The organism is Microbacterium sp. SW12, from assembly GCF_055391095.1.
This window is the reverse complement of the sequence record NZ_AP024335.1, coordinates 2,444,286-2,466,835: the sequence shown is the minus strand read 5'-3', so window position 1 is coordinate 2,466,835 and position 22,550 is coordinate 2,444,286. Positions and strand designations below refer to the sequence as shown.

25 protein-coding genes are annotated in these 22,550 nt (G+C 65.2%); 12 read left to right on the top strand and 13 right to left on the bottom strand.

The genetic code is table 11. From position 1 onward, the window contains the following. The first annotated feature begins 93 nt into the window (after positions 1-93). Together MICSW_RS12505 and MICSW_RS12500 are read left to right on the top strand one after the other, a co-directional pair. A complete protein-coding gene (locus MICSW_RS12505; RefSeq protein WP_464496097.1) occupies positions 94-366 on the top strand; it encodes a hypothetical protein in 273 nt (90 codons plus the stop codon). Further along, positions 363-746, top strand: coding sequence for a PIN domain-containing protein (locus MICSW_RS12500; RefSeq protein ID WP_464496094.1), 384 nt, complete (start codon positions 363-365; stop codon positions 744-746). Before MICSW_RS12505 ends, MICSW_RS12500 begins: the two co-directional genes overlap by 4 nt. Positions 747-819: 73 nt before the next feature. On the opposite strand, the gene MICSW_RS12495 is transcribed toward MICSW_RS12500, so the two are convergent. Together MICSW_RS12495 and MICSW_RS12490 are read right to left on the bottom strand one after the other, a co-directional pair. Then, positions 820-1,341, bottom strand: a complete 522-nt coding sequence (locus tag MICSW_RS12495; RefSeq protein WP_464496091.1) for a hypothetical protein — start codon at positions 1,339-1,341, stop codon at positions 820-822. A gap of 16 nt (positions 1,342-1,357) precedes the next feature. Continuing rightward, positions 1,358-2,236 carry an Ltp family lipoprotein gene (locus tag MICSW_RS12490; RefSeq protein ID WP_464496089.1) on the bottom strand — a complete coding sequence of 293 codons (879 nt, stop codon included), beginning with the start codon at positions 2,234-2,236 and terminating at the stop codon, positions 1,358-1,360. Between the two features lie 148 nt (positions 2,237-2,384). Here MICSW_RS12490 and MICSW_RS12485 point away from each other — a divergent pair, with 148 nt between their 5' ends. From MICSW_RS12485 to MICSW_RS12475, 3 genes are all read left to right on the top strand, one after another. Beyond that, entirely contained in the window at positions 2,385-3,737 is a 1,353-nt protein-coding gene (locus tag MICSW_RS12485) for an HNH endonuclease signature motif containing protein (protein WP_464496085.1), read from the top strand. Positions 3,738-3,797: 60 nt separating this feature from the next. After that, entirely contained in the window at positions 3,798-7,187 is a 3,390-nt protein-coding gene (locus MICSW_RS12480) for a DEAD/DEAH box helicase family protein (protein WP_464496082.1), read from the top strand. A gap of 182 nt (positions 7,188-7,369) precedes the next feature. Continuing rightward, the gene (locus MICSW_RS12475) at positions 7,370-7,954 is read left to right on the top strand and encodes a hypothetical protein (RefSeq protein WP_464496078.1); all 585 of its coding nucleotides are present in this window, start codon (positions 7,370-7,372) and stop codon (positions 7,952-7,954) included. Between the two features lie 7 nt (positions 7,955-7,961). Here the strand turns inward: MICSW_RS12475 and MICSW_RS12470 are convergent, their stop codons facing one another. The 10 genes from MICSW_RS12470 to MICSW_RS12425 form a co-directional block, all read right to left on the bottom strand. Beyond that, positions 7,962-8,669: a hypothetical protein gene (locus MICSW_RS12470; protein ID WP_464496077.1), complete on the bottom strand. Its 708-nt coding sequence runs from the start codon at positions 8,667-8,669 to the stop codon at positions 7,962-7,964. A gap of 6 nt (positions 8,670-8,675) precedes the next feature. Continuing rightward, a complete protein-coding gene (locus tag MICSW_RS12465; protein ID WP_375236522.1) occupies positions 8,676-8,861 on the bottom strand; it encodes a hypothetical protein in 186 nt (61 codons plus the stop codon). An 85-nt stretch (positions 8,862-8,946) separates the two neighbouring features. Continuing rightward, entirely contained in the window at positions 8,947-9,165 is a 219-nt protein-coding gene (locus tag MICSW_RS12460) for a hypothetical protein (RefSeq protein ID WP_375236521.1), read from the bottom strand. Between the two features lie 347 nt (positions 9,166-9,512). Continuing rightward, on the bottom strand, positions 9,513-10,424 hold the full coding sequence (locus tag MICSW_RS12455) for a phage major capsid protein (protein WP_464496073.1): 912 nt from the start codon (positions 10,422-10,424) through the stop codon (positions 9,513-9,515). 64 nt (positions 10,425-10,488) lie between these two features. Continuing rightward, positions 10,489-10,710 (bottom strand): hypothetical protein, encoded by a 222-nt coding sequence (locus tag MICSW_RS12450; RefSeq protein ID WP_464496069.1) that lies wholly within the window; start codon positions 10,708-10,710, stop codon positions 10,489-10,491. Positions 10,711-11,198: 488 nt separating this feature from the next. Then, positions 11,199-11,474 carry a hypothetical protein gene (locus tag MICSW_RS12445; protein WP_341578583.1) on the bottom strand — a complete coding sequence of 92 codons (276 nt, stop codon included), beginning with the start codon at positions 11,472-11,474 and terminating at the stop codon, positions 11,199-11,201. Continuing rightward, a complete protein-coding gene (locus MICSW_RS12440; RefSeq protein ID WP_375236519.1) occupies positions 11,471-11,755 on the bottom strand; it encodes a hypothetical protein in 285 nt (94 codons plus the stop codon). Before MICSW_RS12440 ends, MICSW_RS12445 begins: the two co-directional genes overlap by 4 nt. Next, positions 11,752-12,318: a hypothetical protein gene (locus MICSW_RS12435; RefSeq protein ID WP_375236518.1), complete on the bottom strand. Its 567-nt coding sequence runs from the start codon at positions 12,316-12,318 to the stop codon at positions 11,752-11,754. Before MICSW_RS12435 ends, MICSW_RS12440 begins: the two co-directional genes overlap by 4 nt. A gap of 321 nt (positions 12,319-12,639) precedes the next feature. Then, positions 12,640-13,335, bottom strand: a complete 696-nt coding sequence (locus MICSW_RS12430) for a hypothetical protein (protein ID WP_464496062.1) — start codon at positions 13,333-13,335, stop codon at positions 12,640-12,642. After that, positions 13,335-13,550: a hypothetical protein gene (locus MICSW_RS12425; protein ID WP_375236516.1), complete on the bottom strand. Its 216-nt coding sequence runs from the start codon at positions 13,548-13,550 to the stop codon at positions 13,335-13,337. Before MICSW_RS12425 ends, MICSW_RS12430 begins: the two co-directional genes overlap by 1 nt. 96 nt (positions 13,551-13,646) lie before the next feature. Between MICSW_RS12425 and MICSW_RS12420 the strand changes: the two genes are divergently transcribed. Genes MICSW_RS12420 through MICSW_RS12410 form a run of 3 tightly spaced genes read left to right on the top strand, consistent with a single transcriptional unit; the run spans position 13,647 to position 16,250 of the window. Beyond that, entirely contained in the window at positions 13,647-14,348 is a 702-nt protein-coding gene (locus MICSW_RS12420) for a helix-turn-helix domain-containing protein (RefSeq protein ID WP_375236515.1), read from the top strand. Next, entirely contained in the window at positions 14,323-15,432 is a 1,110-nt protein-coding gene (locus MICSW_RS12415; RefSeq protein ID WP_464496057.1) for a site-specific integrase, read from the top strand. Before MICSW_RS12420 ends, MICSW_RS12415 begins: the two co-directional genes overlap by 26 nt. Beyond that, entirely contained in the window at positions 15,429-16,250 is an 822-nt protein-coding gene (locus tag MICSW_RS12410) for a DUF3800 domain-containing protein (protein WP_375236513.1), read from the top strand. The genes MICSW_RS12415 and MICSW_RS12410 overlap by 4 nt, the downstream gene beginning before the upstream one ends. A gap of 194 nt (positions 16,251-16,444) precedes the next feature. Here MICSW_RS12410 and MICSW_RS12405 read toward each other — a convergent pair whose 3' ends face one another. Beyond that, the gene (locus tag MICSW_RS12405; RefSeq protein ID WP_228177902.1) at positions 16,445-16,933 is read right to left on the bottom strand and encodes a YajQ family cyclic di-GMP-binding protein; all 489 of its coding nucleotides are present in this window, start codon (positions 16,931-16,933) and stop codon (positions 16,445-16,447) included. A 206-nt stretch (positions 16,934-17,139) separates the two neighbouring features. Between MICSW_RS12405 and MICSW_RS12400 the strand changes: the two genes are divergently transcribed. The 4 genes from MICSW_RS12400 to MICSW_RS12385 all read left to right on the top strand — a co-directional run bounded on the left by MICSW_RS12400 (position 17,140) and on the right by MICSW_RS12385 (position 22,543). Further along, a complete protein-coding gene (locus MICSW_RS12400) occupies positions 17,140-18,375 on the top strand; it encodes a sugar ABC transporter substrate-binding protein (protein ID WP_228177903.1) in 1,236 nt (411 codons plus the stop codon). Positions 18,376-18,447: 72 nt separating this feature from the next. Continuing rightward, complete coding sequence (locus tag MICSW_RS12395; RefSeq protein WP_464496050.1) at positions 18,448-20,070, top strand: ABC transporter permease subunit; 1,623 nt, start codon at positions 18,448-18,450, stop codon at positions 20,068-20,070. Position 20,071: 1 nt separating this feature from the next. Continuing rightward, positions 20,072-21,064 (top strand): sugar ABC transporter permease, encoded by a 993-nt coding sequence (locus MICSW_RS12390; protein ID WP_464496047.1) that lies wholly within the window; start codon positions 20,072-20,074, stop codon positions 21,062-21,064. 3 nt (positions 21,065-21,067) lie between these two features. Next, a complete protein-coding gene (locus MICSW_RS12385; protein WP_464496045.1) occupies positions 21,068-22,543 on the top strand; it encodes an alpha-amylase in 1,476 nt (491 codons plus the stop codon). Positions 22,544-22,550 lie beyond the last annotated feature (7 nt).

Sequence of the window (22,550 nt, the reverse complement as noted above, 5' to 3'; positions counted from 1 at the left end):
CTGCTCCGCGGTGCTGTGAGGGTCGTCGCCTGACCCTTGATTCTGATACCCGAGTCGTAAAGAATAGCTCTGTTCGAGAGAAATAGAGCTGAAATGTCTGACTCAGAGCTGAACGAGCCGCAGGTTCCCATCAGTGTCTTCAAGGCGAACCCGATCGCGTACGCGACGACGGGTGCTGTGGTGATGGTGCATAACAAGCCGCGGCTGCGCGTCGTGCCTATCGACGCCGATCCCGGCGCGACCCTCGCCGAGGTCAAGGCGCGGCTGCGCGTGCTCAATGCCCTCATCGATCAGGCGGACGCCGATGACGAGCGTCGCGCGCTCGCGGCTGAGCGTGACGCTGACCTTCTTGAGGATGCGCAGTGACGGGGCTTCTCGACACGAGTGTGCTCATCGGTCCGATACCCGCGGCCGTCATTGAGAGCATCGAACGGTACGTAGCGCCGTACCTCGTGCGGGCCGAGCTTCTTCGCGGTCAACGCCGATTCGAGTTGTCGCCGAACATGCGCCAGCGCGCGGCGGCGCGAGCGCAGTTGATCGCGGCGCTGGACGATCTACACGGGTTCTGGCGACCCTTCGGGTCCGCGGAGTCCGACGCATATGCTCAGCTGCGCGCCTCGAGCGAGCAAGCCGTGCGGTCCAAAGATGCCATCATTGCAGCGCACGCGATCGCTGCGGGCCAGACGCTCGTCACCGCAGACCGCGGTTTCACCAGATTCCAGGGCCTCGAGGTCGACCTCATCTGACGGTGGCTCGAACGCCGAGCTGCATCCAGTGGAACGGGTGTGGATGCCGGCGCGCGACATCCACACCCGGAGATCACTCGACGATCTCGAAGATGATGTCGAGCCCGTCGTCGGGGTGATAGCTCCAGCTGGCCGAGATGTCGTCCCACTCTCCCGATTGACGTCCATCGAGCGATCGCGTGGAGTACATGAGCTCCTTCACCGATGCCGGCGCTCCGACAGCTTCGATGATGCAGTCCAGGTCGCTGAACGAGACATCACCGCTGCCGAAATCCTCGCCTTCGCCGTCGACGATCATCGTCCTGCCCTGATCGGCGATCTCGACAACGCCGTCCAGGTTGCACTGGGTGGCAGCATCCGAGAAGAACTCGCTCTTCGCTTGCTCGGCGGCTTCGGCCATCGCGGCTGCATCGGCGCGCTGCGCAGCACCGATGACAACCGCGGTCACAGCGGAACCGGCGGCGGCACCGACCAGCAGCGAGACGACACCGACCACGATCGGTACCACCCACCTGCTGCCTGCAGGTGCGGGCATTGCGGCGGTTGGCGGCGGTGTCTCAGGCTGGGCCACGGGTTGTTCGTTCATGTTAGACATGCGTCTTCCTCCCTTCTCAGTAGCCGACGGCCGTCAGGGCGTACTCGGCCTGCTCGGGAGTGAACTGCTCGCCATACTCGCTCGTCAGCTGGTCGTACAGGCCCTGTCGTGAGAAGGACGTGAAGTCCAGGTATGACTGCGCGGACTCGGCAGCCTCGGCGTTCCAGTCCACGAGTCCGTTCTGTTCGAGATGAGCGATGGCGAACTCGGCATCCGCAGCCTCGAATCCCTCGCCGTATTCGCTCGTGAGCTGCTCGAACAGGCCCGCGCGTGAGAAGGCGGTGAAATCCAGATACGACTGCGCAGATCTGATCGCGTTTTGCTGACCGAGCGTCAGCTGCGGCTTCTCCTCCAGGGTCAGGGTGACGGTCGCGCCTTCCTCGATCTGAGCGCCCTCTGCGACATCCTGCGCGATCACCGGCATCGACTCGTCGCCGTCGGCAGAAACACGGATGCCGAGTGCCTCGAGAGCCGCGCGAGCCGATGCGCCGTCCATTCCGACCACGTTCGGCACGACGATCAGCACCGGATCGGGTTCGGGCTCGACGGTGGCTGCCGCCGGTTCGGTCGTGCGCACCGGTGCGGCGGGTGCGGCATCCGAGGTCGATCGCCCGCCTCCCAGCGCGCTGCCGATCCCGCCGATGACGACCAGGCCGACGACGACTGCGGCCGGAATGATGACCGCCTTGCGCGTGTACCACGGCCGCTTCGAGGGAGCGGCGACGGCGGCATCCACGGGGACGGCGGCATCCGTTGCGCCGGGCTGGCGCACGAGGTCGGTGCGCCAGGTGGTTCCATCCCAGTACATTTCGGAGCCGGGCGCGGCCTCGGCGCCCGGATGCGGGTACCAGCCTGCCGGAGTGGACGATGGTGTGGTGTTGCTGTTCTCATCCATGAGAACGCCCTTCGGGTCGGATTAGGCGCGCACCCCCCGGCGCGCGTCACTAGCCGTTGGCCAGTGGAACAGGACATACCACCCCTCCGACATTGCGCGCGGCGACACCGGCCGGATCAATGTCGGACCCCCCTCGTAGTGTCGGGGTATGGAAGCAGTCGGTGCGGGTGATTCGGGGCGGTGGCCCGAGGGTCCGGATGCTGACGTGTTCCTGGGCCAGGGTGATGTGCGTGAGTGGGATGCCGAGGTGGCGGGGTGGGTGCCGCCGCGTCCGGACGCTGTCGCTCTGGTGCTGGAGGCTGCTGATTTGGAGGCGGTGTTCGCTGCGCAGCGGTTCGCCCGGGTCGATGACCTGCGCCTGGAAGCCCTCGACGACGTCACCCGGTATGGGGGTGGGTCCCGGGAACTGGTGATGCGCTCCCTCCGGCTGGAGCTCGCCGCAGCGTTGCGGGTGACGGAGAACGCCGCAGGGATGATGCTTGCCCGCGCCGAGTCCCTGGTCCACTCCTACCCGGCCGTGTTGGAGTCGCTCTCGCGTGCGGGGGTGACGGTCCGGCACGCGGAGATCCTCGTCGATGACCTCGACGTGCTCCACCCCGATGTCGCCGCGGGCCTGGTGGGTCGGGCGTTGGGGTTGGCGGAGTCTCTGCCGGTGGGGTCGTTCCGGCGCGCGTTGCGCCGCCTGATTGACCGGGAAACCGCCCCGACGTTGACAGAGCGGCATGAGGTGGCGGTGCGGGGGCGTCGGATCCTGGTGGAGCCGGCGGGGGATGCGATGTCGTGGGTTCACGCTCTGGTCCCGTCGGTGGAAGCCCACGCGATCTACGGGCGGGTCACCCAGAAGGCTGTGGTGATCCGTGACCATGACCGCGGCAGCACCCGGGGAGGGGAGCGGGGGGATGGGTCGGAGCGGAGTCTGGATGAGATCCGGGCTGACGTGTTCTGCGACCTGTTAATCGACGGGACCGTTCCCCAGCACCCGAAGCAGGCGCGGGGGATCCGCGCGACCGTTGTCGTCACCGTCCCCGCCCTCGCGCTCCTCGGCGTCGACGGGGTGACCGACCCGGCGGAGGTGGAGGGCGTCGGTCCGATCCCGATCGAACGGGCCCGGGAACTGGCCGGTAACGCGTCAGGGTGGATGCGGGTACTGACCCACCCCGAAACCGGGGCCGTCATCAGTGTCGGACGCACGAAGTACCGGCCACCACCGGAGCTCGCGAAGCTCGTGAAGTGGCGGGCTGACCGGTGCATGGGACCGGGATGCTCGAAACCAGCATCGCAGTGTCAGATCGACCATTCGGTCGCGTGGGCCGACGGCGGGGAAACCTCCGTGACGAACACGGCACCGTTCTGCCAGGGACACCACACCGTGAAGCATCACGGCGGGTGGGTCATCACCCACCTGGGTGACGGGTCCCTGGAATGGGTGTCCCCACACGGGCGCCGGTACATCGTGAAGCCCGAACGACACCTCCCCACCTTCTACCCCAACGCGGCTTGACGGTCCCAGTAGCATCGGCTCAAGGGGTCGGCCGGCGACTCCTGACAGAGGAGCCGTTCGGTGGGGAACTTCGACTTCGTCGCGCAGGCGTGGCCGCAGGTCGGTGACGCCGCTGCGCGCGCCGAAGCCTATCTACGCGCCGACCCGCGGGCATCCGCCACGTACGCTCGACGCGCTGCCGAACTCTTCACCGCCTGGATCTACTCCGCCGAGAACCTCGAGCGCCCCTACGACGACACCTTCGCTAACCTGACCGCGCAGAGGGCGTTCCGCGACACCGTCGGCGACTCGATCTGCGGCAGCCTCAAGATCATCCGTCTCGTCGGCAACGACGCCGTCCACAAGGATGACGAGATGCCGCTCGCGCGGGCGCGCGGCTCCCTCGAGCAGCTGCACCGCGTGTGCCTCTGGCTTCACCATTGCTATGGTGACCCGGCAGCACCGCAGCCGGCACCATTCGCGTTCGACCGCGTGCCACCGGCACCCGAGTCAGTCGTACGACAAGCACGTAGCGAACTCCTCAAAATCCAAGCCGAGTTCGACAACGCCCGCGCGCAATTGAGCGAAGCGGCGGCGCTCGGCGCCAAAGCGCAGGCCGAAATTGAGGAGTTACGCGCAGACATCGCGCGGCTCAAGGCCGAGAACGCCCAACGCAGCACCACGCACAAAATCGCGGATCCGACCGACGCGACCGAGGCCCAGACCCGCGAACAGCTCATCGACCTGCTGCTCCACGAAGCGGGCTGGCCGCTCGATGATGCCCGCGACCGCGAGTGGCCGGTGACCGGCATCCCGAGCCCGTCGGGCGCTGGCAAAGTCGACTACGTACTGTGGGGCGACGACGGAAAGCCGCTCGCCGTCGTCGAAGCGAAGCGCACCTCGAAGAGCGCGAAAGAGGGCCGCGAGCAAGCCGCGATCTACGCGGATGCCCTCGAACGCGACACCGGCCAGCGCCCGCTCATCTTCTACACGAACGGGTACGACACCTGGTACTGGGATGACCGACGCTACCCTCCACGCAAGGTCGCGGGATTCCTCACGAAAGACGAACTGTTGCTGGCCGTGCAGCGGCGCACGATGCTCAGACCCCTCGAGACCGTCGCGGTCGATCGGGGAATCGTCGAGCGGTCCTACCAGCTGCGCGCCATTCGGGCAGTGAGCGATGCATTCGAGCACAAGCGGCGCCGAGCGCTGCTGGTCATGGCCACCGGTACCGGCAAGACCCGCACCGTGATCGCGCTGGTCGACGTGTTGCAGCGCGCGAACTGGGTCAAGCGGGTGCTGTTCCTCGCCGACCGCACCGCGCTCGTGAACCAGGCGGTCGGCGCCTTCAAGACGCACCTGCCCGACAGTGCACCCGTGAACCTGCTCACCGACCGCGACAGCGAGGGCCGTGTCTTCGTCTCCACGTACGCGACGGTGATGAACCTCATCGACGCGGGAGACGACAACCTGCGCCGCTTCGGCCCCGGCTACTTCGATCTCATCGTGGTCGACGAGGCACACCGATCGATCTACAACCGGTACGGCGAGATCTTCGACTACTTCGACGCGCTCGTCGTCGGTCTCACCGCAACACCCCGAGCCGACATCGACCACAACACGTATCGACTCTTCGAGCTCGACGATGGAGTACCCACCGACGCTTTCGAACTCGACGACGCGATCGCGGGAGGTTTCCTCGTGCCGCCGAGAGCTCGCGTCATCGACCTCGGGTTCATGAGTCGCGGCATCCGCTACGCCGACCTCAGCGACGAGGAACGCGAGCAGTGGGACGCCCTCGAATGGCAGGACGGCGACATCCCCGACGAGGTGGATGCCGCAGTCCTGAACCGCTGGCTGTTCAACGAAGACACCGTCGACAAGGTCCTCGAGATCCTCGTCGATGAGGGACAGTACGTCCAGGGCGGCGACGTGCTCGGCAAGACGATCATCTTCGCGAAGAACCAGAAGCACGCCGAGTTCATCCAGGAACGCTTCGACGCGAACTTCCCCGAGCAACGCGGCCAGACGGCGGCGATCATCACGCACGCCTCGGGGCCCTACGTTCAGGACCTCATCGACAGGTTCTCGACCCCGGGCGCGAAGCCCCACATCGCCATCTCCGTCGACATGCTCGACACCGGCATCGACATCCCGGATGTCGTCAACCTCGTATTCTTCAAGCCGGTGCATTCGCAGACGAAGTACTGGCAGATGGTCGGACGCGGCACCCGACTGCGTCCCGACCTGTACGGGCCCGGCAAGCCGAAGACTGACTTCATCATCTTCGACGTGTGCGGCAACATCGAGTACTTCAACGCCGACATTCCCGAGGCTTCCGGTCATCGAACGGTATCCGTCTCGGAGCGCGCGTTCCTCGCACGCCTGCGACTGCTGGGACTGCTCGCGGGTCGCGACGACACGGATGCTGCGCCGCTGCGTGACCAGCTCGCGACGCGCCTTCACGCCGCGGTGGGAGGCATGAACCGCCAGAACTTCCTCGTTCGCAAGCATCTGCGCGCCGTCGACCGTTTCACCCCCGCCCAGGCGTGGCAGCACTTCACTCCCGCCGACGTGGATGGCGCCGCCGCCCTCGCGGGACTACCGACGGCCTCCGAAACCGACACCGACGAAGCGGCGAAGAGGTTCGACCTGCTGCTGCTCGAGGCGCAGGTCGCCGTTGCCGGCGGCGACCCGGTGCCGCAGCTGATCGTTGCACGGGTCGGCGACGTCGCTGCCGCGTTGCTTCAGCGCCGCGGCATCCCGGCCGTTGATCAGCAGGCTGCGCTGCTCAGCGCCATCACCGATCCAGAGTGGTGGGATGCCGCGAGCCTCACCTATCTGGAGTCTGTCCGCATAGGCCTGCGCGGGCTCGTGCGTCTGATCGATGCCAGCGGCCAGCATCCGATGTACACGGACTTCGCCGACACGATCGCCGAGCGCCGCGACGTCGACATCGCGCGGGTCATGCCGGGGCTGGACCGTCGCGCTTTTCGCGAGAAGATCCTCGGATTCCTCGTGGCGCATCGCGACAACCTCGCGCTGCGCAAGCTTCGGACCGGACGCGAACTCACCGCCGTCGATCTCGCCGAACTCGAGGCGATCCTCATCAGCGTCGGGGGAGTGGATGCCGAGCAGCTGCGCGCTCAGGCCGACGAAGCACGCGGCCTCGGGCGACTCATCCGTTCGATCGTCGGGCTCGATCGTTCAGCGGCCGAAGCCGCGCTCAGTGACTTCGTGGCGGCATCCGGTTTCACACACCGCCAGCACGTGTTCGTCGATCTCATCGTCGAGCAGCTCACGATCGCGGGCCACCTCGACCCGCGTCGACTCTACGAAGACCCATTCACGGGAGTCGCTTCCGAGGGGCCGGATGCCCTGTTCACGGAGGCGCAGGTCACCGACCTCATCGAACGCCTGCGTCAGCTCGACGAGTCGGCCGAGCCCCACGACTCGGCATCCGCCTAGCCGCCACCACGGAGGTGTTCGGGGCGGATCAGCGGTAGTTGACGAACTGCTCCCTGGGTGATGCCTGGTGTTGGGAGTCGACGTGAACCCCGGAATTACGCGGTTTGCCTGATGTGAGTTGTTGGCGCTGACGGTGCTGGAATGCGGATTCTGCGGACTCGCTGCGGACTGAGGGAGCACCGGTGAGCGCGCTGCCAGATGAACGTCGTCTGTACTCGTACCGGGACGCGGCGAAGCGGATCGGGAGGGACGTCAGGACGATCAAGCGGTGGCGCCGGCAGGGCATGCCGACGGTCCTGATCGACGGGACGCGGTTCGTCCGTGGGACCGTGCTATTTGCGTGGTTTCGGTCGACGCTCGCAGCGTCACCGGTTCACAGGGCGCGGATGTTGAGCCTTCACGGCGTCACACTCGAACCCGAGCCCCGGCCGATCGATCCCAACTATGTGCCGCCGGGCTCAGGTGTGTCAGTTGACACAGGTGAGTCAACTCGCACACCTGCGGTTCCGGTTGAAGACCTCATTGAGGCGGTCAGGATCCGTCACGGTGGACCCGAGTACACCGCCCTCCGCAGGGCAATGGCAGAACACCCGCCAGAATGCGCCGGAAACGACCTCTACACGGCCGAGAAAGTGGACCCGGGCACTCAGGCAGTAATGGCGTCGGTTTGCTCACGGTGCATACTCAGCGCGCTCTGCGAACAGTTCGCGACCGTGCACAAGCCTGCATCCGGGTTCTGGGCGGGGAAGCCCGCGAAGCTGTACTGAACAGCTGTCACCAGCGATGTAGGACACCAGGTCCCTCGTCCCGCGGGTCGGCAGGAGGCTCAACTTTCCATCCATGGCCACGAAGCACATCAGCAGCTTCGTCCTGCAGATCACGGACCGTTGATCGGAACTGCATTCGGCGCCACTTCGCCCGCCCAGCGCGAATCGCGTCCTGCCAGCGATCGTTGTGGTCGATACCGAACTCCCTGACGAGGAACTCGAGCACGTCCTCCATGCACGGGCGAAATCGCTCTCCACCGACAGGAAAATGCAGCGACGACATGTCGTGAGGCTTCCTCACGACATCCGGCCGAACCGCGTGCGCTCGTCCGAGCAGATGGGACAGCGCACCTCGGTCGGCGTGAACGTGCCAGTGAGCTAATGGTGCACTCTCGGAAATCAACGCGTCGAACTCCTGCCGAACGAGAGGCGTTCGGTCGAGCGTCGAGTGCACAGCGATCTTTGACCGCCATGCCTTCAGGTAGTTCCCGGAACTGTCGAGCCCGAGATAAACCTGGACCCCAAGCATCGCGAGCTGCTCACCGTCAACGAACAGGGGTATGTGCTGCTTCGAGGCTTCATCTCCCGCGGGCCTCACAACAAAGCGTCCGCCGTGCGAGATCGAAACGATCTGGAAGTCCCCTGGCAGCACCGCCGATATGGTGTCCTGCACCTGCTGCGCGAACTCGGCCGCGCGAGCGTGCAGGTCGATCATGAGGGCTCAGTCGTCGGCGCCGAGGAGAAACTCAATCTCCTCAAGCTCTTCCTTTGCTTCCCACTCTTCGCTGGACAGGCTGCGAGTGGCGCGTGCCTCCGCAAAATCCCTCTCGTCCAGCTCTATACGACGCAGGATCGCGGCGCGGCGAGCAAGCAGATCCTCGCGTGTGACGTCAATCACCGGTGCCATGGCATCCTCCTGTGCTCTTGGAGCCACAGTAAACCACGAAACTACGACATTGGATGTGCGCGCGAACGAACGATCTATTGCGCGTCTAGAACGCGACTAATTTCTCAACGTCACCGAGCTCTAACGAAGCTTCCAAGTGGATCCGAACGATGTGGGAGGTCGACGAGTTCGCGACTCGCGGCTGCGGGATCACCTCGACAGCTCCAGAGTCGCTGAGGCGTAGGTCACCTTGCACGAACCCGAACTTCTTCGCGAGGTAGTCGAGAACCTTATCGTCACTGACCGGGACTGAGATGTTTGCCATGGCGTGATGCTAGCGAGCCGCTCAGACCAACGAAACGAGACGTGACGCTCTCGTAACGTCCGCGGACGTCCGCAGCGTCACGCGATCAAGAGCGTGAGAGTCCCGCAATATCAGGCGAAACCGGCTATCCAGGGGACTCGGTGCGTAACGCGTGACGCGCGCTCCTGATTCGTTTTCGACCTGGATGGGGAAATCACTTGCCGGAGAAGTGGTTTGGGGGCGAGGTGCGCAGAGATTGGGACGCCCTTACCCCTGGGAGGTGAGTCCGGCAGCCGTTGAAAGGACCAGCTGCCGGACTCGTGTCACGCGCCCGGGAACAGGGCAGGCGCGTGAGCCTTGAGTGAGGATCACTCCTCGGGTTCGATGGTCTCGACCTGGACGAACGCTCCGGGCTTCTTGACGCGGAAGCCGTAGCGGCCTTCGTGCATGAGCAGGAACGTGTTGTTCGTGGTGCGCTTGCCGGTGTCGACCACGAGCTCGTCGTCGCCGAGCGGGATGATCTCTGCCTGGGTGAAGTCGCCCACGAGAGCGTTGCCTGTCGGCATGCCGGCGCTGGTGGCGACGGGCCCGCCGAGCCAGTCCTCGATCGCAGAGCGTCCGCTGAACAGGAACGGTCCTGTCGCGCCGTCCTCGCGCATCAGCTCGAGGGTCTGCAGGTCGGTCGGGTTCAGCACCCATCCGTTGAACGGCAGCTCCTGCGCGATGAACTTGTGCTTCGCGTTCGACAGCGTCGTGAGCAGGTCGGTCGCCCATACCTGCACCTGGATGCCGGCGGTCTCGAGGATCCCGACGAAAGCGTCGGTGCCTTCGATCTCGTCGGGGCCTTCGCCGGAGAGGATGTCCTGCTCGATGGCGACCATCATGTCCTCGGCGAGCTGCTGCTCGACGACGTCCATGAGGCGTTCGTAGTCGGCGAGGTAGCGGTACGGGAGGTCTTCGGTCTTGTTGACGTACGTGCGGTAGTGGTCGGTGACCTCACCGAACGTGTAGATCGAGGTGGGCTTGTCCTCGCCGTCGGCGATCGCTGCCGCGTTGTTCGTGCGGGTCGTCTGCCGCATGTACGAGAATTCGTTGCCGACCCGGCCGTCACGTGGGCTTCCGCGGCCGATCAGATCCAGCAGGGTGCGGCGGGGCGCGTGGATCTCGACAGGGTCGCCGGCGTCCAGAAGGTTCGGAACCGAGATCGATCCCGATACGAGAGCCTTGACGCCGTCGGGGGATCCGGCGTGTACGAGCCCGCGTTCCTGCAGGGCCGTCATCGCCTTCTCGGCCCACTCACTGCGGCGTGTGCCCTTGCCCCAGCTCTTCGCCGGCGCAGCACCCTCAACGAAGCCCCGGCTGGAAGCCGATCGCCCCGAGCCGACGCTTGATCTCGTCGCTCTCAACACCCTTCGCGTAGAGGGCCTTGAGGCGTTCGTACTCGGCCAGATGCTGCTGGGCGAGCTTCACCTCAGGTTCTGTCATTTCACGGCCGGCGGTCTTCGCGCCGTCGGCGATCTTCTTGGCTTTTGCGAGAGTGTCTCGCATCTGCTCCTTGAGGTCCATGGGACCACTCCTTCGAATGCAAGTGCGCACCGGCACGAATACGCCGTGCGCGCGTGAACAGTGGACCTGCAGCGGCCTATGTGACCTCAACCACGTGATGCGCGGGAGGCGGGTTCAACCTGAGGCTGCAGTTCGCTCGTGTCCGGAGGTTCCTCGACCGGCGCCCCGTCAGGCTACCCAGTCTTGACCACTCGCATTCGCAACGGATCCGCTTCCCGCTTCGGCTCCTCGACCTTGGCCCCGGCGGGCTCCTCGGTCTTGGCTTTCACGAGTCGGACTGGCTGCGACGCCATCCACTTACTGATCTGATTCTACCCGCGCCCCTCCGACAGCGCCCTCGGACACGCCCGCCAGCCAGGCGACCTCCACAGACGCCGGCAGGAACCCATTCGGATCACGCAGCGACGACGGCGGCCGCACGAACGGCGCCGATCCCGCCCCGTCATCCTGCGGCGCCCACGGACCCGGCCCCACACCTCGACGACGACTCACGACCGCGCCCGCTCGATCGCCGCAGCCCGACTATCCAGCCGCCCGCGAGCCTTCCTCACATCACCGGCCTCTAGATCCCGGTGCACCTGATTCAACGTCGACCGTGCGCTCTTCGCGCGCCGCTGAGACGCCGTCAACAGACCCTCCATACGGCGCACGTCACCCTCAAGATCCTCGATCAGCTTGTACGCCTGCCCGAGCGTCTGCCGGAGGTCGCCGGCGTACTCGCGCCATGCTGCCTCACCGTCCCCACGTGCTGGCTGCGGGATCACTCGTCCACCTCGGCGAGCAGCTGCGCGAGGTAGCGGCGTGCGAACTCCGCGGCGTTCTGCTCGCCCGACGCTGCGACCATCAACGACGCGACGTCCTCGCTCAGGGCTCGGATCACGTTGATCAGCGACCCACATTCACCGAACCCCCAGTCATCCGCGAAGGTGTCCTGCACTGCGGCCGAGATCATCTCGTCGTCCCGCGTCACCTGGCCGCAGACGATCTGCGCCGCCCGCGCACGGTCGATCGGCCGAATCGGATCGAGTTCTGCTGTGGTGCTCATGCTGCTCCCTTCGACCCGACCGGCTCCCACCGGCCTGGCTCTGTTTCCATCCACGAATCCGGCTCCCCCGGAACACGAGTCGCCCAGTCGGCGATCTCGCCCGTCGTTGGATCTGCTTCGACTTCGTCGTTCTCCTTGCCTGTCTCTTGCCTTGCCTGGCCTTGCCTTGCCTTGCCTGTCATGTCCCCCGGGACGTTCCCCGGGGACTGTCCCCCGGGACTCTCCTTCGCTTTCGCTCGCTGCCGGGCTTTCTTCTCCCGATCGCGGCGACGCGCGTTGTCGAGCACCTCGAACTCCGACCGCGTGGTCTGCCATCGCGCATAGTCCGCAATCCGCCACGCGTCGGCACCGTCCACGACCCAGCATTCCCAGCGCACGAGACCCGGGATCGCTGCGGGCGCGAACGTCGGGATGAGCGGTAGGTCTCCTCGCTCGATCCGCCCGTCTGTGCGGTTTGAGATTGACCAGACCAGCGCCATGAAGAAGCTGGATCGTTCTGAGTCCGTCAGCCGCAGGATCCTCTTGTCGGTGAGGTACTGCTCCGGGATGCGCGCATCAGCCATCTCGCTCCCTGAGTAGTTCGTCCACCCGCCCGGATCGCATCAGCAGCCGCCCTGCGCCGTGATCTGATGTGTCCCTGGGCTCTACCCACGCCTCAGCCCTCGAAAGGCGTCCGGTACGCGTTCGCCAGCCTTTCTGTCGAGGAACCGGCCAGCCAGCGATAATCGGCGCACACTCGTCACACGGAGGGTGAACCGTCGAGAAGCCGTTCTGCACACCCCAGGCGAGCTGCGCCGCGCACGTCGCGCAGAGCCCTGCCGTGCGGGCGTGGTCAACGACACGCTGCCAGGCCCGCGCCGCACCTTCCGTCTCCGGCGCCTCGCTCACACCGGCACCGCCGATTCCCGAATCCCTTCGAGCACATGCGCAGCAGCGCGCAAGGACTCGGCGTAGGCGAGCGCGGCGCTCGCCTCGTAGAGCTCCTCGGCCGGCGTGAGCACGATGCTTGGCGAGTCAGTGAACCAGATCACGTTACCCACGTCGCGCGTGTCTTCTGGCCGCTTCACGCTTCCGACAACGACGTGAACGCCCCAACACACGCGGACGTCGGAGTCCGAGCTGTTGAACCACACGGTCACCTCTTCGCCCATCTCCTCGAACTCGACATGCGATGCCCATTCCGGGACGACGGGGAACGGCGACACTCGATCGTGAAGGTGGCTGCCGACGGCAAGGTTGAACGCGACACCGGGGTAGGTCTGCTCGTTCACCCATGCCGTGAACGCCTCATCGGCCTCGAGATCCCTGACGATTGCCGCGCGCGTTGCGCGGTACTCGTCGACCCAAGCACGAATCTTCTGGAGGTTGTCGGGGGTGTCGTAGATACTGGTCATGATCGTTTCCTCTCTCTGGGGTGATTCGATTCCGGCCCCGGCGGCTCCGCCCGACCGGGGCATCTCTTCTCTTACAGCGCCCTGCTCGGCAAGCAAGGCACGCAGCGCATCCACCGCATCGGCCGGCTGATCGAGATCGATCGTCCCGACACGACCCGAGGGCATCCGCCACGTCTCGACGGCCATCAGACCGCGGCCGCCGTGCTCGTGCGCTCCGAGGAGCTGCCGGCGAAGAACTCAGCCAGGTCCTCCGCAGTGCTGACGCGGCGCCCGCCGACGATTCGCGATTTCAGTGCTCCCGTTGACCACAGCCATCGGACGGCTGCCTCGGTTCGGCGGAGTTCCGTTGCCACCTCGGGGCAGAAGTAGAACTTGGGCAGCCCTGGTGCATCCTTAGTCATCTCTTCTCCGTTTCTATTTCGGCGAAGATACGCCGATACAGAAATATCATGCATGGCGTTTGCGGGGGCGTCAAGTATCGGCGTAGATTCGCCGATATGGAAAATTCCCAGCCCGCCACGAGCGTCACTCTCGGCCCGAGCGGGCAGACCTTTCGCGAGAACGTCCGCCGTGTGCGGCAGCAGCGCGGATGGACGCTGAAGGAGCTGTCAGCCGCCCTCGCGGCTAACGCTCATCCGATCTCGCAGTCGGCCCTGAGCAAGATCGAGAACGGTACTCGTCGTGTTGACGTCGACGATGCGATCGCCTTGTCGGCGGCGCTCGGAGTCCCGCCTAATGCCCTACTGATGCCCTCCACGTCGGATCCTCGAGCCACCGTGCAACTCACGGGGTGGGGTGAGGAGCGAGCTTTCGAAGTGTGGAGGTGGGCGATTGAGGCGGTGCCCTTGGCTGGCGATGGCAAGGAGGCTGAATCACCCGGGCTGCCGTGGTGGCTAGAAGTCTCCTCTCGATTCGCGCTCGCGAATCTTCTTCCGTCGTCGAGCCCACCTCGGAAGGGGCAGATAACCAGGACCGTGAAGTTCACTCTTGAGGAGGACGACCCACGCATCCCCTTCATTGTGAGCGGCGAGACATTAGCCGACAGCTATCAGGAGACCCCTGCCGGTCAGAAGCTGCAGTACGGCGACATGGCCGGCGTCAACCAGGCGGCTCTCGAGCGGGCGCTGCGGGATGCTCAATCGGAACGGGCATCCAGAGAAGAAGACGACGAGCATGGCGAGCATCAAGCAGAGGGCTGATGGGGTGTGGCGGGCCCGATACCGGGACGCCGATGGCCGGGAGCACGCCCGGCACTTCAAGCTCAAGCGAGACGCGCAACGTTGGCTCGATGAAGTCACGACATCGGTCATCACCGGTCAATACGTTGACCCTCGGGCTGGCGAAGCAACGTGGGGCGAGTTCACACGGGCGTGGATGGACCGGCAGACGTGGACCGCAGGCACCCGTGAGGCGGCGCAGACGGCGATTCAGAGTGTCCCCTGGAAGGGGGAGGGTATCGGCACTGTCCGACCGTCCGCGGTGCAATCCTGGGTGACGGGCGAGACGAAACGCGGACTCGCGCCGACGACCGTCCGCACCCGGCTGAACTACGTCCAGATGGCGTTCCGCGCCGCAGTGCTCGACAAGGTCATTCCCTCGAGCCCCGCCATCGGGATCAAACCGCCGCGGGTCCGCAAGGCCGAGGCGACGATGAAGATCCTCACTGTCGACCAGATCCGCGCCGTCCTCGATGCTGCCGGTGACTTCCGCCCCTTCGTCGAGGTCTGCCTGTTCGCCGGCCTGCGCCTCGGGGAAGCTGCCGGTCTGCAGCTCGGTGATGTGAACTTCTTGGCCCGCACGATCGATGTGCGCCGGCAGGTGCAAGGGTCGACGATTGCCACGACGACGGTCGTGCTCCCGAAGTACGGCAGCGAGCGCACCGTCTATGTCCCCAGCGAGCTCATGACCGTGCTCTCAGCGCACGTCGCAGCGCACGGACTCACGGAGCCCGACGAGCCGCTGATCACGACGCCGCTCGGCCGCCTGTACAACCGCAACACTGCGGGGGAGGAGTGGCGCCGGATCCGTGAGGCAACCGGACTCCCGGCAGAGCTCACCCTCCACACGCTGCGGCACACGTTCGCATCGAATCTGATCGCGTCAGGGTGCGACGTCGTCACCGTGCAGCGCGCGCTGGGGCACGCGCAGCCCTCGATCACTCTCAACACCTACAGTCATCTGTGGCCCTCCGCGGAGGACCGCACGAGGAGCGCGACGGCCGAGTTCATGGCGACGATTCTGGACGCGGGGGAGAGTGCTGAGCGATCGAGGAGCGGGCCATGAGCTGGGCGGTGTCCCCGGACTCCGCGAGTGGGCCCGAGCAGGCCGCGCGGGCAAGATGGCCGGGCCGCTCACCTGGAGAGCCGCGCTTTGGCGACTACGTCGTGTACGTGGACGAGAGCGGCGACCACAGCCTCACGCAGATCAACCCCGACTATCCGGTCTTCGTTCTCGCGTTCTGCATCTTTCACGTGCCGACCTACGTGGGTCAGATCGTGCCCGACGTCGAGCGTCTCAAGTTCAAGTACTTCGGCCACGACATGGTCGTCCTGCACGAGATGGACATCCGTAAGTCCAAACCCCCCTTCGACATCCTGCGTGACTCTGCCGTTCGGGGTGAGTTCATGACGGATCTGAATGACCTGCTCATTCGAGCCCCGTTCGCTGTCACAGCGAGCGTGATCCTGAAAGAGCAGTACCTCGAGCGGCGCGGTGAGAGTACCAACCCGTACCATGTCGCCCTTGAGTTCGGCCTTGAACGCGTCTTCTTGCACCTGCAAACACTTGGGCAGCGAGGCCGACCCACCCGCGTGATCTTCGAGAGCCGAGGCAAGAAGGAAGACGCTGACCTCGAACTCGAGTTCCGACGCATCATGGACCGGACATCGATGCAGGGGATGGCAAGCACCCTCGACTTCCTCTGCGTGAGCAAGCAAGCCAACAGCTCGGGACTCCAGGTAGCCGACATGGTCGCACGACCGATCGGACTCCATGTGCTCCGACCTGAGCAAGAGAACCGGGCATGGGACATCATCTTCCCCAAGCTGAGGAAGTCGGCGAGGGGCGACATTCACGGCTACGGTCTGAAGATTCACTACTGAAAGCGAAAGGCCCCCGGTAATCCGGAGGCCAGGCGCCGATCGGGTATGCCCAATCCACTTAGACAGAACGATAGAGCACAACCTTGTGTTCCCGCTATAGGTGGGCCGTGTGTGTCGCCGCCTGAACGGCAGATCCAGAATTCTGCGGACTCCCTGCGGACTGAAACCGGAAAATCCCAGGTCAGAAGCTACCCTTACCGGTAGTTGACGAACTGCAGGTCGACGTCGAGGTCGGCTGCCTTCAGGATCCGGATGACTTCCTGCAGGTCATCCCTGCTCTTGGACTGCACGCGCAGCTCATCGCCCTGGATCTGTGACTTCACCGACTTGGGGCCCTCGTCGCGGATGATCTTGCCGATCTTCTTCGCGTTCTCCTGAGAGATCCCGTCCTTCAGGCTCGAGACGATGCGGTATTCCTTGCCGCTGGCCGTCGGTTCACCCGTGTCGAGGCTCTTCAGGGAGATCCCGCGCTTGATCAGCTTCGACTGGAACACGTCGAGCACGGCCTTCGCGCGCTCCTCGGAGTTGGCCTTGATGAGGATCTGCTCACCGCTCCAGGCGATCGAGGCGTCGGTGCCTTTGAAGTCGTAGCGCTGCTCGACCTCTTTGCGGGCCTGGTTGAGGGCGTTGTCGGCCTCCTGGTGGTCGACCTTGCTCACGATGTCGAAGGATGAATCAGCCATGTGGAAAGTCTACGGGGGCTAGGGCATGGAAGCGCTTCCACCGTTGTGGGAAGTCACGAACTGATATCGATGACCAACCGTCTTCTCGCATTATTGTCACGCGGATGATACAAATGTAAGCGCTTGCAGAACCCGTGAGCACACTGGTTCGACGCGGAACACTCGCGACGGCCGATCCCATCAGCACTCAAGAGAGGCACACACCAATGAAGGTGAACACGAGGAGCATCGTCGCCCTGGGCGCGATCGCTGCGATTTCATCTCTGACCCTCGCCGGTTGCGCGGGCAGCTCAGACAGTGGCGAGACCACGGCGCCGGACATGTCCGGCTCCATCACCGTGTGGGTCGACGCCGACCGTGCAGGCGTGCTCGAGGCGGCGGCTGCCGACTTCACCGAGCAGACCGGCGTCGAGGTCACGCTCGTCCAGAAGGAGTTCGGCGAGATCCGCGACCAGTTCGTCCAGCAGGTTCCGACCGGTGAAGGCCCCGACATCGCGGTGGGCGCGCACGACTGGCTGGGAACCCTCGTGACCAACGGTGTCGTGGCACCGGTCGAGCTCGGCGACAAGGCGGGCGACTTCGAGGATGTCGCCATCAACGCCTGGGCCTACGACGGCCAGACCTACGCCGTTCCCTACGCGATCGAAAACATCGCCCTCATCCGCAACACGGATCTCGTGTCCGAGGCTGCAACCGACTACAACGACATGATCGCCAAGGGTCAGGCCGCCGGTACCGAGTACCCCTTCCTCGTGGGCCTTGACCCCGAAGCCGCCGACCCGTACCACCTGTACCCCTTCCAGACCTCGTTCGGTGCGCCAGTGTTCGGTCAGAACGCCGACGGCAGCTACAACGCCGACGACCTGCAGATCGGCAACGAAGGTGGCGTCGAGTTCGCGAACTGGCTAGGCGAGCAGGGTGCTGCCGGCATCCTGAACACCAACATCACCGGTGACCTCGCTCTGGAGAACTTCACCTCGGGCAAGTCGCCGTTCTTCCTGACCGGCCCGTGGAACGTCCCGGCGATCGAAGAGGCGGGGATCAACTTCTCCGTCGACGCGATCCCCTCGGCCGGTGGCCAGGACGCTCAGCCGTTCGCCGGCGTGCAGGGCTTCTTCCTGAGCTCGGAGAGCGAGAACACCCTCGCTGCCAACGAGTTCCTCGTCAACTACGTCGGTAGCGAAGACGTGCAGATTGCCCTCTACGAGGTCGGCGGCCGCGCCCCGGCGCTGACGGCCGCTTTCGATCAGGTCGAAGCGAGCGACCCCGTGGTCGCCGGGTTCGGCCAGGTCGGCGCCAACGCCGTGCCGATGCCGAGCATCCCCGAGATGGGCTCGGTCTGGCAGTACTGGGGCGTGACCGAGGCTGCGATCATCAACGGCGGCGACGCGCCGGCGCTGTGGACGCAGATGGCGGCCGACGTCCAGGCAGCGATCGAGTAATCCGATCCACGCAGGTGGGGTGGTGCGTAAGCGCCACCCCACCTTGTACCCTGCTCAGGAAGAGGGATGAGGATGTCTGCTCCGACCACCGAGAACCGCGACCCCGCGATCGACCCGCGGCGTGAGAAGCGCTCACAGCGCGCCCGCCGCATCGCCGAGACTGCCGGCGTCGGCTGGAAAGTCCTGCTGCTGAAGATCGTCGCGATGGCGATCATCGACGCGCTCGCGCTCTACTCCGTGCTCGTGCTCATGCAAAGCGAGCAGTGGGTTCCGATCGTCGTCATCCTGCTCATCACGGGCTTCGCGAACTACATCTACTTCAGCCGCGGAAACCTGCCCGCGAAGTACCTGATTCCCGGGCTCATCTTCCTCTTCGTCTTCCAGATCTTCGCGGCCGGCTACACCGCCTACGTCGCCTTCACCAACTACGGCACCGGTCACAACAGTGACAAGGACGCCGCCGTCAACGCGCTCCTCCTCCAAGCGCAGGAGCGGGTGCCGGATTCCCCCGCCTACAAGCTCACGATCGTCGAGCAGCTCGGGGAGCTCTCGTTCCTGGTCACCGACCCTGACGGGGGCGTCGAGATCGGAAATGACGAGAACCCGCTCGAGCCGGTCGAGAACGCCCAGATGGACGGCGGCAAGGCTGTCGGTCTCGACGGCTACAACAGCTTCACGTTCGCCGACATCGTCGCGAACCAGCAGCAGATCGCCGCGATGGCGGTGCAGATCAGCGAAGACCCCAACGACGGGTCGCTGCGCACCCCCGACGGCTCCAGCGCGTACGTCTACCTGTCCAAGCTCGTGTACGACGAGCAGGCAGATACGATGACCGACACCCGGACGGGCACGGTCTACTACGACATCGGTACCGGGGCCTTCACCGCCGAGGACGGCACGGAACTGCTTCCCGGCTGGCAGATCTTCGTCGGCTTCGACAACTTCACGCGCGCCTTCACCGAAGAGTCCATTCGCGGACCGTTCTTCTCGGTACTCATCTGGACGTTCGTCTTCGCCTTCCTCTCGGTGGCGACGACCTTTGTGCTGGGACTGTTCCTCGCGATCGTCTTCAACGATCCGCGAATGAAGTCCAAGAAGTACTACCGGGTCCTCATGATCCTCCCGTACGCGTTCCCCGGGTTCCTCTCGGCGCTCGTCTGGGCGGGCATGATGAACCAGGAGTTCGGCTTCATCAACGTCGTCCTGTTCGGCGGCGCCGACATCCCTTGGCTCACGAACGAGTGGCTGGCCAAGTTCAGCATCATCCTGGTGAATCTCTGGCTCGGATTCCCGTACATGTTCCTCATCTGCACGGGCGCGCTGCAGTCAATCCCTGATGACCTGCAGGAAGCTGCCCGGGTCGACGGGGCCAACGCGTGGCAGGTCTTCCGCAGCATCAAGTTCCCACTGCTGCTGGTTGCCGTGGCACCGCTGCTGATCGCCTCGTTCGCCTACAACTTCAACAACTTCAGCCTCATCTATATGCTCACCGGCGGTGGGCCCCGGGATGCGACAGCCGGCGTCAACGTCGGCGCCACCGACATCCTGATCACGATGGTCTACAAGGTCGCCTTCGTCGGTTCGACTGCCGACTACGGGTTGGCGAGCGCGTTCTCGATCATCATCTTCCTCATCGTCGGCACGATCTCGATCATCGCGTTCCGACAGACCAAGGCACTTGAGGAGTTGAACTGACATGAGCGACTTCCGTCCCGGCGCCCCGGCCGCCAAGGGCCTTCTCGAGAAGGTCGCCGACGAAGACACCGAGATCACCTCGAGCCGCGACGGCGGCAGCGGGGGAGCCGGCGTCCCCGGCGGTGCCCCCGCGCCCAAACGGCCGTTCCGCCGCTACTTCCGCGAGACCGGATGGCGCCACCTCATCGGCATCCTGGTGGGGATCTTCGCGATCTTCCCGCTGCTGTACGTCATCTCGGCATCCTTCAACCCCAACGGCACGCTGCTGACGGCCAACGGCCTCTTCCAGCGCCTGAGTCTCGACAGCTATGTCTCGCTGTTCACCAGTGCCCAGCATCCCTACGGCGCGTGGTTTGTGAACACGCTCGTGATCGGGCTGATCACTGCCGCAGGAACGGTGTTCCTCGGCGCGCTCGCGGCGTATTCCTTCTCGCGCATGCGGTTCACGGGGCGTCGCGTGGGCCTCACCACGCTTCTGGTGGTGCAGATGTTCCCGCAGCTGCTCGCCGTCGTCGCGATCTTCCTGCTGATGGTGGCGATCGGTGACATCTTCCCGGCGATCGGGCTGAACTCCCAGATCGGGCTGATCATGGTGTATCTCGGCGGCGCGCTCGGGGTGAACACCTATCTCATGTACGGGTTCTTCAACACGGTTCCGTCGTCGATCGACGAGGCCGCGAAGATCGATGGTGCGGGGCACGCGCGGATCTTCTTCACGATCATCCTGCGCCTGGTCGCTCCGATCCTTGCGGTGGTCGGGCTGCTGTCGTTCATCGGAACTTCGAGCGAATTCGTGCTCGCGAGCGTCATCCTGATCGATCCCGATAAGCAGACGCTCGCCGTCGGCCTGTACAAGTTCATCTCGGACGAGTTCTCGAAGAACTGGTCGGTGTTCGCCGCCGGTGCGGTGCTGGCCGCCATCCTGCCCGTTGCCCTGTTCCTCGCGCTGCAGCGTTACATCGTCGGGGGCCTGACTGCGGGAAGTGTGAAGTAACGGATGCCGGGCCTTCGCGCCCGCGCCGGGGCGGTGGTCGCCGCCGTCTCGGCCGCGGTGCTTCTGCTCGCCGGCTGCACGCAGGCCTCGATCGAGGTCCCCGAGCCTGCCGCACCGGATGTCGGCATCCAGCTCTTCCAGCTGCCGTGGACCTCTGTGGCCAAGGAGTGTGAGACAACGCTCGCGCCCGCCGGGATCGCGTGGGTGCTGCTCTCGCCAGCGCAGGAGCACATCGCCGCCGACGAGTGGTGGGCGTCGTACCAGCCCGTGAGCTACCAGCTCGAGTCGCGCCTGGGAACCCGGGACGAGTTCGCCGACATGGTGCAGCGCTGCAACGCCGCCGGTGTCGAGGTGATCGCGGATGCCGTCATCAACCACATGACCGGCCAGGACGAACCCGGCGCTGGGTACGCCGGCACAGCGTACGCGCACTACGACTACCCGGGGCTGTACACGGAGTCCGACTTCCACCGCTGCGGGCTGACAGCGAACGACGACATCCAGCTCTATAAGAACCGCGAGCAGGTGCAGAACTGTGAACTGGTGAACCTCGCGGATCTCGACACCGCGAGCCCCACGGTGCGTGCGACGATCGGCGCCTACCTCGAGGATCTGCTCTCGCTCGGGGTGTCGGGATTCCGGATCGACGCCGCCAAACACATTCCCGCGACGGATGTCGAGGCCATCGTCTCGCAGCTGCCGCAGGGCACCCGCATCATGAGCGAGGTCATCCGCGGGGCCGGTGAACCGATCGCGCCTGAAGAGTACGAAGGATTCGGGGAGGTCTTCGAATTCACGTACGCCCGCGAGCTCACCCCGCCCCTCGAGAACGGGGTCTTCTCGGATCCCGTTCTCTCCGATGACCGCCCGCAACAGGTTCCCTCGGAGGCGGCCATCGTGTTCGTCGACAATCACGACACCGAGCGGGGCGAAGCGAACGTCACAGCGCGCGATCCGCAGCTCTACATCATCGCGAACGCGCTCATGCTCGCCGACGACTACGGCACCCCCGTCCTCTATTCGGGGTACGCCTTCAGTGACCGGGATGCCGGAGCACCCACGGATGCCGACGGCCGCGTCCTTGATGCGAGCTGTGCGGACACGACGGGCCCCGTATCCGATCTCGCCGACGGTGAGCGCACGTGCGTGCAGAGCTGGCCGGCGATCCGCGGCATGCTCGAGTTCCGCGCGATGGCGGGGGACGCGCCCCGGATGCCGGGAGTCGACTCCGGCGACGCCTACGGTTTCGAGCGCGAAGGTCGCGGCGTCGTCGCCGTGAACGTCGGCGACGACATCCAGAGCATCGAGGTCCCCACGACGATGCCCGACGGTGCCTACTGTGATGTCATCACCGGGGGACCGGATGCCGCCGGCGACGGCGGGTGCGCCGGAAGTGAGTACTCCGTCTCCGGTGGCATCGCTGTGTTCGCCCTGGACCCGGGCGCCGCTGCCGCCATCCATCTCGGCTCGAGGCGCTGACCCGCAA

Coding starts and splice junctions, on each gene's coding strand:
- MICSW_RS12485 (WP_464496085.1), top strand. CDS start 2,385: ATGGAAGCAGTCGGTGCGGGTGATTCGGGGCGGTGGCCCGAGGGTCCG.
- MICSW_RS12400 (WP_228177903.1), top strand. CDS start 17,140: ATGAAGGTGAACACGAGGAGCATCGTCGCCCTGGGCGCGATCGCTGCG.
- MICSW_RS12455 (WP_464496073.1), bottom strand. CDS start 10,424: ATGACGGCCCTGCAGGAACGCGGGCTCGTACACGCCGGATCCCCCGAC.
- MICSW_RS12410 (WP_375236513.1), top strand. CDS start 15,429: ATGAGCTGGGCGGTGTCCCCGGACTCCGCGAGTGGGCCCGAGCAGGCC.
- MICSW_RS12420 (WP_375236515.1), top strand. CDS start 13,647: ATGGAAAATTCCCAGCCCGCCACGAGCGTCACTCTCGGCCCGAGCGGG.
- MICSW_RS12435 (WP_375236518.1), bottom strand. CDS start 12,318: ATGGCTGATGCGCGCATCCCGGAGCAGTACCTCACCGACAAGAGGATC.
- MICSW_RS12405 (WP_228177902.1), bottom strand. CDS start 16,933: ATGGCTGATTCATCCTTCGACATCGTGAGCAAGGTCGACCACCAGGAG.
- MICSW_RS12465 (WP_375236522.1), bottom strand. CDS start 8,861: ATGGCACCGGTGATTGACGTCACACGCGAGGATCTGCTTGCTCGCCGC.
- MICSW_RS12385 (WP_464496045.1), top strand. CDS start 21,068: ATGCCGGGCCTTCGCGCCCGCGCCGGGGCGGTGGTCGCCGCCGTCTCG.
- MICSW_RS12470 (WP_464496077.1), bottom strand. CDS start 8,669: ATGATCGACCTGCACGCTCGCGCGGCCGAGTTCGCGCAGCAGGTGCAG.
- MICSW_RS12505 (WP_464496097.1), top strand. CDS start 94: ATGTCTGACTCAGAGCTGAACGAGCCGCAGGTTCCCATCAGTGTCTTC.
- MICSW_RS12390 (WP_464496047.1), top strand. CDS start 20,072: ATGAGCGACTTCCGTCCCGGCGCCCCGGCCGCCAAGGGCCTTCTCGAG.
- MICSW_RS12495 (WP_464496091.1), bottom strand. CDS start 1,341: ATGTCTAACATGAACGAACAACCCGTGGCCCAGCCTGAGACACCGCCG.
- MICSW_RS12425 (WP_375236516.1), bottom strand. CDS start 13,550: ATGACTAAGGATGCACCAGGGCTGCCCAAGTTCTACTTCTGCCCCGAG.
- MICSW_RS12490 (WP_464496089.1), bottom strand. CDS start 2,236: ATGGATGAGAACAGCAACACCACACCATCGTCCACTCCGGCAGGCTGG.
- MICSW_RS12440 (WP_375236519.1), bottom strand. CDS start 11,755: ATGAGCACCACAGCAGAACTCGATCCGATTCGGCCGATCGACCGTGCG.
- MICSW_RS12450 (WP_464496069.1), bottom strand. CDS start 10,710: ATGGACCTCAAGGAGCAGATGCGAGACACTCTCGCAAAAGCCAAGAAG.
- MICSW_RS12415 (WP_464496057.1), top strand. CDS start 14,323: ATGGCGAGCATCAAGCAGAGGGCTGATGGGGTGTGGCGGGCCCGATAC.
- MICSW_RS12460 (WP_375236521.1), bottom strand. CDS start 9,165: ATGGCAAACATCTCAGTCCCGGTCAGTGACGATAAGGTTCTCGACTAC.
- MICSW_RS12430 (WP_464496062.1), bottom strand. CDS start 13,335: ATGGCCGTCGAGACGTGGCGGATGCCCTCGGGTCGTGTCGGGACGATC.
- MICSW_RS12395 (WP_464496050.1), top strand. CDS start 18,448: ATGTCTGCTCCGACCACCGAGAACCGCGACCCCGCGATCGACCCGCGG.